This window comes from Domibacillus sp. A3M-37, assembly GCF_024213455.1.
Lineage (GTDB): Bacteria > Bacillota > Bacilli > Bacillales > Domibacillaceae > Domibacillus > Domibacillus tundrae.
The window spans coordinates 1-16,363 of record NZ_JANAVL010000033.1 but is presented as its reverse complement, the minus strand read 5'-3'; the positions used below and the strand labels follow the sequence as shown (position 1 = coordinate 16,363).

Below are 16,363 nucleotides of genomic sequence, written 5' to 3'. Positions count from 1 at the left end.
TCACTTCCACTATATAAAAAAATAGTAGTGTAAACCAATGCCTTGGCTACACTACTAATCTTAGTATGTTTTTTAAGAGACATTTCTCTAAACTCCACGGGGCTTACATAGCCTAGTGTTCCGTGAATGCGCAGCTTATTGAACTAGTTAACGTAATCACTGAATTCAAGCGTGAGATGATTTAAGCTATCAAATCTCATCTCACGAACAAACTCTGTTTTAATGATTTTGAACGTGGCTTCCGCCACGGCATTGTCATATGGACAGCCTTTCATACTGAGAGACCGGCCAATGTTGAAAGTAGCTAATGTTTCATCGATTAGCTGGTTTTTGAACTCGCTGTCACGATCTGTGTGGAACAGCTGGATGTCGCGAAGCTCACCATGAATGGATGCAAAAGCCCGTTCGACAAGGTTTGCATCCTTATACAGACCGGTGCTGAAGCCGATGATTTCTCGATTAAAAAGATCGACAAAGATACATACGTAAGGCCATTTATTTTTGACTTTGACGTATGTTAAATCGCTTACGATCACTTTTTTTGCTTCTTCCTGCTGAAACTCATGTTTCAATTCATTTGCCTGGGCTGACTCATTGCATGGGGTTTTCTGCGGTTTGAACTGTGCTACCGTGTAAGACGAAACAAGTCCCTGCTCTTTCATGATGCGACCGATTAGACGTCTGGACACCGTAAGCCCGCGCTTCTGCAATTCTACCTTGATTTTGCGAGTGTCGTAGGCACTCCGGTTTTGTTTGAAAATCCGGATGATGTCGACTGTTACGTCGTCTTCTGATTGGCGCTCTTTGGCTTCGTAATAGTACGTACTTCGGGAAATCTGCAGGACATCGCACATTGATGATACCGAGTATTTGTCTTGGTTTCGCTTGATGACATTTACTTTCGTCCCATGATCAGCGCTGCTTGCTTTAAACTATCGTTTTAAAGGAAAAAGCGCCAACGAAAACTGACATCTTTCAGTTCTTTGCAAGAACGATCCAACTGGAGGTGGATCGTTAGCCGCTGTGCAAAGGCCTCTTTTTCCAGGATAGGAAAGAAATAGATGGATGAGTCATCTCTTGACGAGTTATGTTAATCATTTCTAAGCCGTTCATTTATATATAGGAGTTCAAGTAGAAAGAAATACAGTCTGCCTCTTATGTATGATGATTTTATTCAAAGGTAAATAAATAATCGAAACGTATACTCATATACAAATATATTTGTATATGAGTATATCAATATACATTTGATTTATTTTCTCTGAGCTCCTTTCGTGTTTCCAAACAAAAGAAAGGAATATGACAAAGGTGGTATTTACAATGGTCAACGTGCCAATTTTTTTTATTAAAAGTATTTTTTAAAACCTTCCTGCATAAGAATCAAGGGGAGAAGAAATGTATGCTGCAATCAGATACAAGGTCTTACAATAAAAAAGCGTGCGAAGTTTTGAAAATTTCTGGACTGTTCGCTTTTAACATAAGAACTGAACGGATTGAAAAAATGAAGAAATCAAACAATTAATTAGATGGTAAGATCTTAAAAATGCCCAGATCAGTGTAATGAATTAGATAAGTGGATTAAATTAACTTCTTCCCTAAACAAATATACATCCTTCTAAAAGAAATTTCCCTTGTTTTCCTACTAGTGCTCTACTTTTTACACAATCAAAAGAGAGTCAGGTGCAGGCATATGAATAATCATCTTCCTTCCTTTGATGAGAAAGGGTTAGTATTCAGGACAATAAATCAAAAAGGACTTACCTTTGAGGATGTCTTTCAAAAAATAATATGGTTTATGAAACAAGACCCGATGGGGAAATACCGCCTTATGCTCGGAACCGACTCACAGGTCCATGGGAATGAGACTGTATTTGCGACGGTGATCGTGATTCATCGAAAAGGGAAAGGAGCCTGGGCCTGTCTTCGCAAAATTCGGTATCCTAAACGATATGACAGCCTGCATGAGAAAATTTCAACAGAAACATCTCTTACAGAAGAAGCTGCTTCCTTATTTACGGAAGCACATAAAATGAAGATAATCGACATTGTCCTTCCGCACATCTATAAAGGTTCTTCTTTCACGCTGGAAGGACATATTGATATTGGATCTGAGCAACAAAATAAAACCAAAATCTTTATTCAAGAAATGGTTGCCAGAATACAGTCTGTCGGTCTGGAACCCAAAATTAAACCGGAGTCCATCGCCGCTTATGGGGTAGCCAACAGGCATACTAAATGAATGTTCTCATCCATGAGAAAGCGGGATTGTATGTTTGTGCTTTACATAATAAAAGAAGTAGTGCAATTTAAAATATCGGAACAAATAAGAATTTATTGTCAATAGACATTCTATAATCTCATTAGCATTTTTGCATCGTTTTCTCTCCAGATCCTCTACATTTTTAAGACCGTTCGAATTATTCGAACGGTTTTTGCTTATCTAAGGGATCCTTCTGAATTACAGCATTATTATCAGCTTTTTTTCAAGTATTGGTTATATTAAAAAAACAAAAATGTATGAACTTGGAAAGTGAAATACAGACTTACTAAAAACGATGAACGAAGCATGCTGGAAATTACTTACAACACTTAATGTTAAAATTTGTAAAATTAGTATATTGGGAATTGCATTAAGATAGACAAGAAAAAAGCATCTATCCGGCGTGGAGGTGCCTTTTTTGCACGTGCCAATGGAAGACTATTCATAATGGACACGTATGTTTTAATAAACAAAAGGAGGGGAAACTAGACGGGAATGTATTTTGTTAGGAGGAGAAAGGACATGACTCAGTTCACAAATCAATTGATTAACGGCCAGTGGAAAAAAGGATCGAGCGATAAAGTGATTGAAAATAAAAATCCATATAACGATAAACTCTTGTTTACCATTCAATCAGCGGATAAGTCGGATCTAGAAGAAGCCTATACAGCCGCACAAAAAGCGCAGAAAGCATGGGCAGATATGCCACTTTATGAAAAACAACAGCTGTTCGATCAGCTTCTTGAAAAAATGAAGGCGGAAAAAGAAACCATTATTGACTGGCTTGCAAAAGAAGCCGGAAGCACGAAAATAAAAGCTGAAAGTGAGTTTGCGGCTGCCGTCGCAGTTGTGAAAGAATCAGCTTCTTTCCTTACACGTGTAACAGGGGTCATTCTACCTTCCTATACACCGGGAAAGGAAAATCGGGTATACCGCAGTCCTAAAGGAGTGGTTGGCATCATCGGCCCGTGGAATTTCCCGTTCCATCTAACATTGCGCTCACTCGCACCGGCTCTTGCAACAGGAAATACGGCAGTGATTAAGCCGGCATCCGAAACACCTGTAACGGCTGGGCTATTGATTGGAAAGCTGTTTCAGGATGCGGGCTTTCCGGATGGTGTCGTTAATGTAGTGGTCGGAAGGGGTTCGGTAATCGGGGACGACTTCATCGACAACCCGATTCCGAAGCTTATTTCCTTTACCGGATCGACGGAAGTAGGGCGCCATATTGGTGAATCGGCTGGGAGGAATTTAAAAGAAGTCGCGCTTGAGCTCGGCGGAAACAATGTGATGATTGTATTGAAAGACGCTAATATTGAGAGGGCAGCGAAAGCCGCTGCGTTCGGGAAATTTTTAAATCAAGGGCAAATATGCATGGCGTTGAATCGGATTATTGTTGAAAAAGAAGTGCATGATAAATTTGTGACGGCCTTTATGGATGAAGTGAAGAAACTTCGAGTTGGGGACCCCGCCGACCCGGCAACATTTGTAGGGCCGCTCATTAATAAAGAACAGGTGGAACGCATCCAAAAACAAGTACAGGAAAGTGTAGAGCAGGGAGCCGTCATTGAATTAGAAGGTCAATCAGAGGGTGCATTGTTGCCTCCGATTGTACTGACGGGTGTGACGGCGGGTATGCCGATTGCTAAAAATGAAATCTTTGGACCGGTGGCGCCAATTATGAAAGCGGACAGTGTGGAGCATGCAATTGAGCTGGCCAATGATTCGATTTACGGCTTGAGCGGTTCGATCTTCACAGAAGACCGTCACCGTGGCGTTGAAATCGCGAAAAGAATTGAAACAGGCATGATTCATATTAATGATCAGCCGGTAAATGATGAAGCGCATGTGCCGTTCGGCGGCGAGAAAGCATCGGGTGTCGGCCGTTTTAACGGAGAATGGGCCATTGAAAAATTCACGACGGTAAAATGGATTAGTGTTCAAGAAGGCTACCGGGAATATCCAATTTAAGTTCAAAACAGAAAAGGTGCGCACATTTCTGTTTTCAGAAGTAAGAGGACACTTTTTTTAAAGTAAACAAGCTGATAAGGGACCGTTTTCTATTGGCATCAAGTCTTGCGTACAGAACGACGGATCTCATCGACAATAAACAATCTGGTTATGACAAGATCCGTTCTATCTCAAGTTTCATCACGGGTAATGATGAAGAGGATGTTATTGAAGTGTTAAAAAACGATTCTTCACCAGCAGATATTCGACAGCTGCTATCAAACAAAAAGAAGGGTTTGGCTGAAATATGCCATACCCTTCTTTATTTTATAAAAGTCCTTTGTCTTTAAACATCTTGCGTAAAGCCTCGTTAACCCATTCAGAATTTGCGAGAGCGTACAATATCTTGTATAAATGAAAAATAGAAAAAGGAAGGCCTTTTCTTGTAGTATTGAATCACCACAAAACAATTCACAGAAAAGAGGCCTTCCCTATGAACCAGTTTACAACAGATATCGTCGATGCTCTAGTAAAAAAACAAGATATTACGGAAGTATTCCGTTCACATTTAGAAACAGCTGTGAACACGCTGCTGGCGACGGAATTGACGGCCTTTTTAGATTATGAAAAATACGACCGGGCTGGCTTTAACTCAGGCAATTCACGCAACGGTGTGTATTCCCGCACGCTGCACACCGAATACGGAGATCTTCAAATTGCGATTCCCCGTGACCGTAACGGTGAGTTTAAACAACAGACCATTGCGCCTTACCGGCGCTCGAATGACACATTGGAATCGTTTGTCATCCACTTGTTTCAAAAAGGCGTTACGATGACCGAAATCTCCGATTTAATCGAGAAGATGTATGGCCATCATTACACGCCACAAACGATTTCGAATATGACGAAAGTGATGACTGGGCAGATCGAGGCGTTTGGACAGCGCCCTCTTAGTACACGCTATGTCTGCGTATATCTAGATGCAACATATATTGCCGTCAAGCGCGAAACGGTTTCGAAAGAAGCCGTCTACTTGGCGGTCGGCATCCAGGAGGATGGGTCGAAGGAAGTTCTCTCCTACACAATCGCTCCAACAGAGTCGGCGTTTGTCTGGAAAGAGCTGCTCCATGATATGAAGAATCGTGGCACAGAAGAAGTTCTGCTGTTTATTTCAGATGGCCTCAAGGGCATAACGGACAGTATCTTCAGTGTATTTCCATGCCCAGTACCAGACATGCTGCGTTCATCTGTCCCGTACGATTGCCCATAAAGTGCGCGTTGCCGACCGGGCTGAAATCTGTGGTGACTTTAAGTCCGTTTATCGTGCTGAAAGCGCAGAGGCAGGCCAGAAAGCACTTGATGCATTCTGCTCCAAATGGCAGGCGGCGTATCCAAAAGTGACAAAGCACCTGGCTGAAAACCCATATATTCTTACGTTCTACAGCTTCCCAAAATCGATCTGGCGGAGCCTTTATTCAACGAATCTGATTGAATCCTTTAACAACCAGATCAAGAAATACACAAAGCGGAAAGAACAATTCCCGAATGAAGAAGCACTGGAGCGGTTTCTCGTTTCCCAGTTCGAAGAATATAATCAGCGTTTCACCGTGCGGTGCCATATCGGTTTCGAACAGGCACGAGCAGAGCTTGCTGCCATGTTTAAATCAACAGACTAATGACGTCTACAAGAAAAGGGATTTCGTCATTTACACAAAATTATTGACGGTCCCGAATTTTTTGCTGTTCTTTGGAACATTCTCAATATTACTTAGATCCTATTTAATAACACTATGCAAAATCAAAATACTTGATTTTTTATACGAGTGGGAGTATATTGATTGATATATCAACCATTGCGGTATCAATTATTTTTTCTAACCTGTGAAAAGGGGGATTTCTTGACGAATTCATGTTCTACGGAAGCTTCTATTTTATATAAATTACACTGCCTCAACAAACAGATTAGTTCAAAATTCGAAAGTTGTATTGGAATGAGTCAATCAAGACATGATATCTTACAACAGCTTTATCAAGTTGATGAAATTAGTCAAACAGCACTTCAAAAAAAGGTCAACATTGACAGTGCAGCGGTTACCCGACATTTAAAGCAACTTGAAGCAGTTGGGATGATTTTAAGACGCAAAAATCCGGAGGATAATCGGTTTACTCTCGTCTGTCTTTCAGATTATGGCCGCAAAGAAATTATTTCCTACCAAGCTGAAAAAGCTCGTTTCGTCACTTTGATGCTTAAAGATTTTAAAGAAGACGAACGTCAAGAGTTAATAGATATGCTGACACGTATTCAAAATAATGTAAGCCAAGTCTAATGCTTGCATAGTTACAAACTGAAATGAAAATAGCTTAATAATTAAACTACTTAGAGTTAAAAAGAGGAGAATTTCAACCATGACTACAGCACAAAAAACAAATGACTTCAAAGAAATTATCACAGGACGCCGCTCAATTAAAAATTATGATAAATCCGTAAAAATTAGCCGCGAAGAAATGACGGAAATCCTTACACTAGCGACACTTGCTCCTTCTTCAGTTAATATGCAGCCATGGCGCTTCCTTGTGATTGATAGTCCTGAGGGAAAAGCAACACTTGCACCACTTGCTCGCTTCAACCAAAATCAAGTCGAAACATCTTCTGCAGTAATTGCTGTATTTGGTGATATGAACAATTTTGATAACGCCGAAGAAATCTACGGTAAAGCAGTAGAGAAAGGGTTTATGCCTTTAGAAGTAAAAGAAAACATATTAGCTACATTTACTGGATATTTCGAAACGATTACACGAGAAGAGATGAAAGAGGTCGTTCTAGTTGATGGTGGTCTTGTATCTATGCAACTAATGCTTGCAGCTCGCGCTTTTGGATATGACACAAATCCAATTGGCGGCTATGAAAAAGACCAAGTCACAGAAGCTTTTGGATTAGATAAAGATCGCTACGTTCCAGTTATGCTAATTTCAATCGGTAAAGCAGCAGATACTGGTCATAAATCAGTTCGTCTTCCAATTGATAAAGTCGCACAATGGAAGTGATTTTTTAGGAATAGAGACAATCGATCCATTCGCTGAAATCTCAGACGAGTTTGTTATTTCTACTTTAATTATATAGTTTAATTCATAACCAAAGAAAGGATAACCTGTAATGATTATTATTCATGCCGTATTCAATATTCATCCAACAAAACATAATGCATTTCTAGAGGAGATTCAACCGCTAATCGCAGCTTCAAGAGCGGAAAGTGGAAATGTTTCTTACGATCTTCACAAAGATACAGAAAAAGAAAATGTATTTATAATGGTAGAAGTTTGGCAAGATGCACAAGCGGTTGCAAGCCATAATTCAAGTGAGCACTTTACCTTGTTCGTTGGTAAAGCTAAAGGTTTCCTAACTGCACCATTAGATGTTAAAGCATTTGAAGGAAAACCATTAAGTTTATAAGTTTAAAATGTATGGGATTTATTGTGCCGTCCATCCTATCGTGTAAGAATTTTACTGATTGAACTACTGCCCACTTATCAAACGGTGTTATATATATTTATGGAAATAAAATTAAAAAAACTTTGTTATCAAGTACCATCACGTCAGATGAAAGAGCGGGAATCCTTTGGCTGCGATAAAATTTATTACGATAAGCAGAGCGGAAAAAATTTCTCTCGCCCCGGCTAGCAGGAAATGCGATCAAAAATGAGAATTGACATATCCGGTTTTCCTAACAGGGGACGGTCATTTTTATGGAAACGAAAGCCTTTTCGCCACAGTTTTTTTGATACTCTGTTTTCTAATTTTGACTATGAGCGTATGGCCTGCATAATTTTTCGGCGCTGTTCCGGTGTCATATTATCAGCCATTGAACACACTCCTTTACGGAAAGATTTCCCTTAAAATCAATTTTAAGCATTTAATTTTGATATAAAGCTGCTGTTTAGATGATTCCGAATGGCAGCTAAAAAAATCCAGCGGTTGCTTCTTACCGCTGGATTTTTTGATTTACTATATTTAATTAATCTTCATGCTTTTAATAGCCCGCTCCAGACGATCATGAATCTGCATATAGGTCTGTGCTTCTCGAGAATTGCTTCTGTTCGGGTAGTATGGATCCTCGCTTTGGCCTTGGTAGCAGTAGTAATAGTTATTTGCTTTCTTAATCAAATCGTAAGGTGCTGTATCAAAATAGCCATCCCACAAAGAAGCAGGAATAATGTGAATAGATCCGATGTATGGCTCAACTCCAAGGTAAGCAGTGTTGTTGTAGTAGAAGTTTACAGAAAAAACGCGGTCTTCCGTCATTCCCACTCCATCTTCAAAAATGACTTGTGAGGTCATGTAATTTGGAAGCTCCATGCTAAATTTATAATCTTGATTTGAAAAAGTAAAAGTTTTGTAGTCATCGTTCGATGCTTTGGCCAAAAACACTGAAAATTGGGCGCGCGTTAATGTCCCAGACGGTTTAAATGTGCCATCCGGATACCCAAGAATAAGACGGTTTAAATGTGCCATCCGGATACCCAAGAATATTATTCTCAGCAAGAGCGGATATGTATGGGCGTGCCCAGTAGTCTGCGGGAACGTTTTTAAATCCGGTATTTTTTACAGATTTTAATTTAAATCCCGATGCAAGCATTCTTGCCATTAATTCACGCGACATTGGTTCGTTAGGCTTTAAGTATGTACTTTTTGGAAAAATTCCTTCATCAATTATGGTTGCAGCATATGCATAGCCATTGTGCATTTTAGATAAATCCTTAAATCCCGGATCCGGTCGGTTCGATAAATCCAAATTCAGCGCCCTCACCATTAAAATCATGGCTTGAAGGCGGATAAGCTTTTTATATGGACCTATTCTATTAACAATATTTTTGAAATAAGTCTTGTTTGCATTAGATAAATTAAAGTGAAAGTTAATTATGTAAAAAAAATTTTTTATCATACCAATTTTATCAGAAAAAATATATAAATATACCTAATTGAGAAATCTCTAGTTGAAAGTTGGTGTCTATTTACTCAGACTAAATCCTTTTTTGCTGTTTTCCTTTATTTTTTAGTTGATGCTAAAGTAATAACCACTCGTGAGTCCATACCTCTCTATTTTTAAATTTTAAGATCTCATATCAATTGTATTTAAAGATTTCATCCTAATAAAAAAGGATTAACTATAAAAAATAGTTAACCGTCGTTATAAGCAGCTTTATTCATTAACATCATATTGGTTATCTTTGCCGTAACGTAGTTCTCTTCTTAGAGAATTCAGCTCGCTGTACAGACTCTCAATTTTAACTGCATGCTTATCTTTGTGCTCTTTCGGAATTACTGGCAAAGATCAATTCGAAGCGTGTCCTTATGATTCGGCCTGGACAGTAGCACGGATTAACCAGCCCGGTCCCTTTATTAATTGTATTTAGAAAGGGATCGGTCAGAACAAAGCAGAGAAAGCCATTTTTGAAGAGATTCACCTGGCAGGACATCGGGGAGAATTTGATAATATCAGTGTTAAAGCATCGAGAGAAGTTGAATATGAAGCAGAACGGCATCCAACCGTAATTTTAGAATCTCAGTGCACTATTATAAATCAGTAATTCCTTTCTTGAAAAGGTCAAACTAAAGAGCTGGTTGTAATAATAGGGTAGATCCTTCCATCTGCAGCAAAAGAAACTTTTCCTGTCTCTTCAGAAACAACGAGAACAAGCGCATCACTTTGTTCAGTTAGACCTAATGCTGATCGGTGACGGGTACCTAGTTTCTTTTCACCCAACCCTTTGTTAGATAAAGGAAGAATATTTGCTGCGGAAAAAATTTGATTAGCCCGAACTAATACAGCACCATCATGAAGTGGGTTTCCAGGATAAAAAATGGATTCCAATAACGAATGTGTCAATGTTGCACCAATAGGAGTCCCGGCGCGGATTAACGGATCCAGTTCATCTTTACGCTCAATCACAATTAATGCACCATGTCTTTGATTAGAGAGATGTTGAATACAAGTAGATATATCCAGGTACTTATCAGTAAAGGGAGACAAATAACAGTTGAGATAAAAAGAAGCCGCCATCGTTTCTACTTTTTCAAATTTATTCTTGAGATCCTCAAGTTTACCTAATACACAATAGCGATCATTTTTTAATGTCTTTATGCCCTCATTTACATCAAATGAAATATTCTCAAGACCTTTTATTAATTGTTGCTTTAGTGGGGAAAAGTCGCAATTTTTTTGGTTCATGCAAAAGGCACCTCATTTCAATTAGTCGGCACTACAAAGGTGATATGGTCCATTATTATTCGGGAATTTTTAATTATATTTACTTTAAATTCTTTTAGCATTTATTCTTCTGTATGGTTCAAATAACTTATTTGAATACCTACAGGTACTTTATAATTTTCCCCGAAAGTTAGTGAAACATGCTTTTTTCAAACTATGCTTTAAAAAAACAAAAACTTTATGCGCACTCTAAAAATAAGGGAAAATGAACTGGCCCGGCAGTTGTTGAGCGACCGAATGAACTACCTCTTTAGGGCAGCTTCCGATTGTGATGACAGGCGTCACAGCCGGTATGCGGATTGCCAAAGGTGTTGCAAATCGCACGAAGAATTGCAACAGGGAGAATTCATATTAGCGACCAGCCGATGAATGATGAATCACATGTACCATTTGGCGGCGAGAAAGCATCCGGTGTTGGCCGCTACAACGATGAATGGGCAGTTGGAAAATTCACAATTGTTGATTCGTAAAGGAATTTCGTGGCGGGTTATCTTACATTTTTCTTCATTTTTTCGAAAAAGAAAAGAAGCAGCAGTCACCTGTTCACTTGAAGCGTACGTCAATGTAAAATTATTTTTCATTTTAATCAAATAATGAGAATAAACTAAACCTGGCTAAATGTTACCGATAAGAAAAGCACACTTTGTTCAGATTTATGAGGATCCAATATGCACTAATCGGACTGGCCGGATCCGGAAATGAATTCATGAATAAAACATTGGAAACGGATATGAATACTGTTTTACAGGTCGTGGAGTGAACAAGAGCCATCAGAAACAACGCCGCGATTAAAAGACTGCAGCCTTTAGGTATCCTTTATTTTGTACCTCAAACATACAAATGACTCAGCTTAATGCCTTACGTGTGGATTATAAAAGAAGAGAGAACTAAGTCTGAATGGTTTCAATCTCTTCATCTGTAATTACAAGCTTTGTTTTTGTATTTATCATAAATACAAAACCAAACACACACTTTACAAAAGAACTTGTTCTTTATAGCTTACTATTTGCGCGTTTAAATGCGCCTTTAGAAGAAATAATGTGGAGATGAAAAAACATATTCAATAGGATTGTAAAAAACAATCGAGATAATAATGGGGAAAAGAATGCTGCCTAAATAAGAAATAAGCACCATAAATCTTGCCTTCTCTTGCTTCATATTCCTGGCTTGTTGCGCCAATTAAGTTCGTGAACGTATTTTTCCATCGCTATCACACAATGGTTTTATAAAAGGGAAAGGATAAATAGCGAGTTCACACCCCATCCCGCTTTTGAATAACTTATTAGGATAATCTGAAGGAAGGGGATGGTGCATATTGGGCTTTCCTGTTATTTTGTCCGGACCGATTTTGCGAAGAGTGGACCGTAACAGCGTTTATATTTGGATTGCAGCGAGTAAAAGGTTTCACATCGGGGCGGAGCTGTTCCATATTCATCCGTCACACGAAGACGATCCTTACATATACCAGTTGGTGAGCGATCAAAGCGAAATGGATTGCGTCCGTTTTGGCAGGCGTTTGTTCATTTACATGATTAAAATATTGCCGTCTTCAGGCACGTTCCCGACAGAAGCGCTGCTTGGATACAATCTTTTTTTTACCAGCGGTTCCGATACAGTGGATTTAAGTCATTTCGGATTGCTGGAGCCTGGTGACGATTCTCTTGTGTACGGGAGTCTTAAATATCCTTCGTTTTTTATTCACGAAGGAAAGCGGGCAAATATCTTATATGGGTCGTGCCGAAAGCTTCATGGAAAAGGCGGGGATGCCCTGGTTGCCGGAGATATGCATTTGGAAGAAACGTATCATACAGTACAAAAAAGGCCTCATTCGCTTTTTTTGTTAGGGGACCAAATTTACGCGGATGATGTAGCGGATCCGCTGGTTCCCTTGATTACGTCTATCAGCAGGCAGCTTATCGGCAAAGAAGAGTCCCTGGGAAAACTGGATAAACGCTTGGAAACGATCCCTTTTCGCCAGTCCCTCCATCGCATTCACGGAAGAAAATTCATCATGGAGCATTTCTGCCGGTTCACGTCTATCCAATCTCACAATCATTTGATTCAATTCTCGGAATATGCGGTGATGTATTTATTGTCGTGGGGGCCGCAAGTGTGGGAGTTTATTCAGGAAAACGGAGGCCTGCCCGTATTTGAAGAAGAACTGTCGAACGGCCGCATTCACTTCGTGTTTCCTCCAGATCCACTCTATCAAAAAGAACACCAGTTGGAACAGTGGCAGCATGAACGGCGGTTTGCCGAACAATCAGAGGAACTCAGGCAGTCCATCACTGTGTTAAAGCGTGTCAGGCGACTGCTTGCCAATGTTCCGTCTTACATGATTTTTGATGATCATGACATAACGGATGATTGGAACATTTCACAGGAATGGAAAGAAAATGTCCGGAATTCGCCGCTCGGCCGGCATGTCATTGCAAATGGGCTCGGGGCGTATTGGGCTTTTCAAGGCTGGGGCAATGGACCGGAATTGTTTGACCGGATCTTTGTGGAAAAGATAAAAAGATACGCCAAAACGATTGACGTAGAATCGGATGCTTATCAGGACTGGCTTTATAGTTTGTTACACCATCCATCATGGCATTTTACGGCGCCAAGCCAACCGAGAACGGTCTTTCTGGATACCCGGACTAAAAGAGGCTCTGATGTTTCTTCCATCCCTTTGAAAATAGGCAGAATCATGCATGAAAGTCCGCAAAGCCCGGAGTTGATCAGTCAGGGCACCTGGCCTGCTATTACGTCTTCGCTGAAAGAAAGCGGCTGGAAAAAAGGAGAGGTACTGATAATAGCTTCACCGACGCCTTTTTACGGAATAGGCTTGATTGAATCATCCCTGCATTCCTACGTGTATCCGCTGCGGGCTGTCGGTATACCGGTTCATCAGCTGTTTGATTTTGAAGCCTGGAAATACAACGGAAAAGCATTTAGTGCTTTTCTGCACCAAATTTTCAAATGGGCGCCGCGCTCTTGTTTGATTCTCTCGGGCGATGTTCATTACGCTTCCTCCGTTAAAACAACCGTTCAGTCAAAAGACGGCACTACGGCACATATTATTCAATTTACGAGCAGTCCAGTGAAAAATGAAAGCTTTTCAGGCATATGGGGCCGGTTGATACAGTTTGTCCTTTGGCTGAATGCCTTAAAAAGAAAAAACAAAGACATTATCCGTTATTGTGATGAGAAAGACCGGATTTTGCGTCAAGATACGCAGGCGGCCGAACCGGAAAGCTATCAGTGGAAAGAATCGCTTGCCTACGTACCCACCAGCAAAGGATCGATTATAGAAACAAATAATAATCTGGGGCTGCTCAGCATCACGGAGGAATCCACGCAAAATGAATTATTAACGTTATAAGGTGCTGGAGAAAAAGAAGGCCGCTTTTGAGCGCATTGATTTTCAATAAAGCGGCTGGATGGTTCAAAAACGGCGTGCTTGCCCATACTACCGGAAAAGGAGGGTACTCATGACACAGGACCGATTTGAACAAGCTTATGACCAGTATAAACAGCAAAGTCAGGCAAATGCCTCTAGGGAGAATGGAAATCCCAAAACGGAGGGCCAGGAACAAATAATCGCTGTTCGTAAAAACGGCGATGGAGATATCATTGCCTTTAAAACCGCCAGCGGCCGGGAGCTCGATTATCTTGAAGCGCTGCGTGAAGCAAAAGAAGGTCGGCTTGCCCACGTAGACGTATTTGAGCGATATGGCCGGGAAATTATCCGCAGCGAGCCGGATGGTGTCAAGGAAAACAACTTGGATAACCTCGATACCTTTTAACCCCGCTTCCTGAGTGGGGTTTTAGCTTATCGCCCAAATTTTTATTATGAAGGCTGCTGGCTTTTTTATTTGCATTTAAAGAGTGTTTTTTATCTTTTGACCGCATTTTGACCGCTTAATTTTGATTTTCCATGTATTTCGTAAACATGTCAGCGGTTTTTTCCCTCTTTGTATCTGTGACATGGGTATAAATATTTAAGGTGGTAGTGATATCCGCATGACCCAATCTTTCCTGGACATCTTTTACGTTTGCGCCTGCTTCAAACAGCATAGAAGCATAGGAATGTCTCAACTGGTGAACAGTAATACGATGCCATTGGTGCTTGTTGCATACTAGATCTAGCTTTTGATTGAAATGATGATGCGTAAGGGGAGCTTTTTCAGAATCCTTATATCGGTAAGAAATTAGCTTGGAGCGACTTGAACGGGCTCCAACCTGCAGATCCCGTTTCTTATTCTCAGTGATCAGCTTTTTAACCAGTGATAACGTTGTTTGGTCAATTGAAATCTCCCGGATAGAATTCTTTGTTTTAGGAGGTTCAATTTTGGTTGTATTATCTCTTCTTCATGCGAATGTCTTGTTCACTTTAATGGTCCGCTGTTCAAAATTGATATCCTCATCGGTCAAAGAACATAATTCTCCGCGTCGCATGCCTGAGAAAAGAAAGAGGCGAAAAGCAACAAAATCTCGCAGTTCTAACTGTTGTTCTGCAATGGCTAGAAAACCGATAATTTCTTCCTTAGTCCAGTATTCCCTGTGTTCGTTTTCATCCTCCTGTATTTTTGGATAGTGGACAAGATCGAATGGATTTTTTTCAATATATTCATACCGAACGGCATGTTTAAAGACTAATCTGGCTGCGGCTACCTGGGTTCGAACTGATTTCATTTTTTTTGCCACCAGATTATCTATGAACCGCTGGCAATATGAACGGTTAATCTTTCTTATTTCTAATTTCGCAAAAAAGGGAAGGACATGGATTCGGAAAGTTCTTTCACGGCTTATGGCAGTATTCAGGCGCCAACTGTCTTGGTTATGTTGGAGCCACTCCTGGTACACCTGTTCAAATGTTATTCTTCGATTGTCATACGTGTTGTCCCGCAGCGATGCAAGAAGTTCATTCGCAGCTGCTTCTGCATATTTCTTTCTATTAAATCCTCTTCGTGTTGTCGTTCTGCGCTGGCCAGTAGCCGGATCCTTGCCAACGTCCAGCTTGAAAAGCCATTTTTCTCCCTGCTTCGTCTGATATTTTCTGAATGAAGCCATTTCATCGCCGCCTTTCGTCTAAATAAAGTGTTTGTTATACGGGTGTAGCTTTCAAGAGGGAGACGCATACAAAGCCTGTCAAGATGCATCTATAAACACATGCAAGCAATACAATTGTAGATTCTTAGAGGGCTTGTGCGCTACAAGTTTCAAAAGAGAATATATGTTCCTTCTATTATATAACAAAACCCCATCTCATAAAAGAGAAGGGGTAGAGTGAGAAATAAAGATTTATAGATGTAGTTCCTTATGGAAAGGTACCCCCACAACAATCACTCTAGCTCCTGATTCTCATTATAAAATGCTTACATAAAGAATAATATTGATTTTCTTATAGCACTAACGGAGCAGACTAGTTGAAGAATGAGATACATACTACCTTCTGTTGATGTAATAATTAATGTTAGAATTTTTATGAGAAATAAAAGTCCTTGGGGGAAAATGTATGAACTCTTTTTTCAAAAAAATTATGAGCTTGTTCTTTGAAAAAGCCGAACATAGAGTTAAACCGCTTATGTATGCACAATTAGCTATATTAATTGGTGTAATATTTTTAGATTTTTTAATGAGAAATAGTGTTGATAATTATTGGAGCTATTCTGCAATGAAGAACCTTATGCTTGGAACAGTAATGCTATTAATCGGCATAGAAAATTTTGTGGTTAGAGAAAAAAAGCGTAAGAACTATTTAATTTTCTTTATTATTGCATTACTCTTTTATGGGATAGCTATTGACGATTTTTTTCTTAAACTCCCATGTAAGAACGAGTTGCCTTACATAATCTGTGGTGCAATGCTTGCGCTGCATGGATGGCTAACGGGCAGG

Annotated in this window: 12 protein-coding genes and 4 pseudogenes; 10 read left to right on the top strand and 6 right to left on the bottom strand. The window is 39.9% G+C overall.

The window, feature by feature from the left end:
* Positions 1 to 74: 74 nt before the first annotated feature.
* A pseudogene (locus tag NLX67_RS21385) lies at positions 75 to 929 on the bottom strand (IS3 family transposase); the annotation flags it as partial.
* 761 nt (positions 930 to 1,690) lie between these two features.
* Between NLX67_RS21385 and NLX67_RS21380 the strand changes: the two are divergent.
* The 6 genes and pseudogenes from NLX67_RS21380 to NLX67_RS21355 all read left to right on the top strand — a co-directional run bounded on the left by NLX67_RS21380 (position 1,691) and on the right by NLX67_RS21355 (position 7,661).
* On the top strand, positions 1,691 to 2,239 hold the full coding sequence (locus NLX67_RS21380; RefSeq protein ID WP_254313432.1) for a ribonuclease H-like YkuK family protein: 549 nt from the start codon (positions 1,691 to 1,693) through the stop codon (positions 2,237 to 2,239).
* 543 nt (positions 2,240 to 2,782) lie between these two features.
* Positions 2,783 to 4,231: an aldehyde dehydrogenase family protein gene (locus tag NLX67_RS21375; RefSeq protein WP_254313431.1), complete on the top strand. Its 1,449-nt coding sequence runs from the start codon at positions 2,783 to 2,785 to the stop codon at positions 4,229 to 4,231.
* A 472-nt stretch (positions 4,232 to 4,703) separates the two neighbouring features.
* Positions 4,704 to 5,886, top strand: a pseudogene (locus NLX67_RS21370) (IS256 family transposase).
* 222 nt (positions 5,887 to 6,108) lie between these two features.
* Positions 6,109 to 6,537 carry a MarR family winged helix-turn-helix transcriptional regulator gene (locus tag NLX67_RS21365; RefSeq protein WP_254313430.1) on the top strand — a complete coding sequence of 143 codons (429 nt, stop codon included), beginning with the start codon at positions 6,109 to 6,111 and terminating at the stop codon, positions 6,535 to 6,537.
* 79 nt (positions 6,538 to 6,616) lie between these two features.
* Complete coding sequence (locus tag NLX67_RS21360) at positions 6,617 to 7,255, top strand: nitroreductase family protein (protein ID WP_254313429.1); 639 nt, start codon at positions 6,617 to 6,619, stop codon at positions 7,253 to 7,255.
* 109 nt (positions 7,256 to 7,364) lie between these two features.
* Positions 7,365 to 7,661 (top strand): putative quinol monooxygenase, encoded by a 297-nt coding sequence (locus tag NLX67_RS21355; RefSeq protein ID WP_254313428.1) that lies wholly within the window; start codon positions 7,365 to 7,367, stop codon positions 7,659 to 7,661.
* A gap of 224 nt (positions 7,662 to 7,885) precedes the next feature.
* Here the strand turns inward: NLX67_RS21355 and NLX67_RS21350 are convergent.
* The 4 genes and pseudogenes from NLX67_RS21350 to cdaS form a co-directional block, all read right to left on the bottom strand.
* A pseudogene (locus NLX67_RS21350) lies at positions 7,886 to 7,996 on the bottom strand (PDDEXK family nuclease); the annotation flags it as partial.
* Between the two features lie 223 nt (positions 7,997 to 8,219).
* Entirely contained in the window at positions 8,220 to 8,720 is a 501-nt protein-coding gene (locus NLX67_RS21345) for an S-layer homology domain-containing protein (protein ID WP_254313427.1), read from the bottom strand.
* A complete protein-coding gene (locus tag NLX67_RS21340) occupies positions 8,671 to 9,150 on the bottom strand; it encodes an S-layer homology domain-containing protein (RefSeq protein ID WP_254313426.1) in 480 nt (159 codons plus the stop codon). Before NLX67_RS21340 ends, NLX67_RS21345 begins: the two co-directional genes overlap by 50 nt.
* A gap of 663 nt (positions 9,151 to 9,813) precedes the next feature.
* Positions 9,814 to 10,437: a sporulation-specific diadenylate cyclase CdaS gene (cdaS, locus tag NLX67_RS21335; protein WP_254313425.1), complete on the bottom strand. Its 624-nt coding sequence runs from the start codon at positions 10,435 to 10,437 to the stop codon at positions 9,814 to 9,816.
* A gap of 347 nt (positions 10,438 to 10,784) precedes the next feature.
* On the opposite strand from cdaS, the gene NLX67_RS21330 reads away from it, so the two are divergent.
* The 3 genes from NLX67_RS21330 (at position 10,785) to NLX67_RS21320 (ending at position 14,270) form a co-directional block, all read left to right on the top strand.
* Positions 10,785 to 10,946, top strand: coding sequence for an aldehyde dehydrogenase family protein (locus tag NLX67_RS21330; RefSeq protein WP_254313433.1), 162 nt, complete (start codon positions 10,785 to 10,787; stop codon positions 10,944 to 10,946).
* 845 nt (positions 10,947 to 11,791) lie between these two features.
* The gene (locus NLX67_RS21325; protein ID WP_254313424.1) at positions 11,792 to 13,846 is read left to right on the top strand and encodes a metallophosphoesterase family protein; all 2,055 of its coding nucleotides are present in this window, start codon (positions 11,792 to 11,794) and stop codon (positions 13,844 to 13,846) included.
* Positions 13,847 to 13,955: 109 nt separating this feature from the next.
* Entirely contained in the window at positions 13,956 to 14,270 is a 315-nt protein-coding gene (locus NLX67_RS21320; RefSeq protein ID WP_254313423.1) for a DUF3892 domain-containing protein, read from the top strand.
* Between the two features lie 115 nt (positions 14,271 to 14,385).
* Here NLX67_RS21320 and NLX67_RS21315 read toward each other — a convergent pair.
* Positions 14,386 to 15,537, bottom strand: a pseudogene (locus NLX67_RS21315) (tyrosine-type recombinase/integrase).
* A 445-nt stretch (positions 15,538 to 15,982) separates the two neighbouring features.
* Between NLX67_RS21315 and NLX67_RS21310 the strand changes: the two are divergent.
* The coding region (locus NLX67_RS21310; RefSeq protein ID WP_254313422.1) for a hypothetical protein at positions 15,983 to 16,363 on the top strand (381 nt) is incomplete at its 3' end.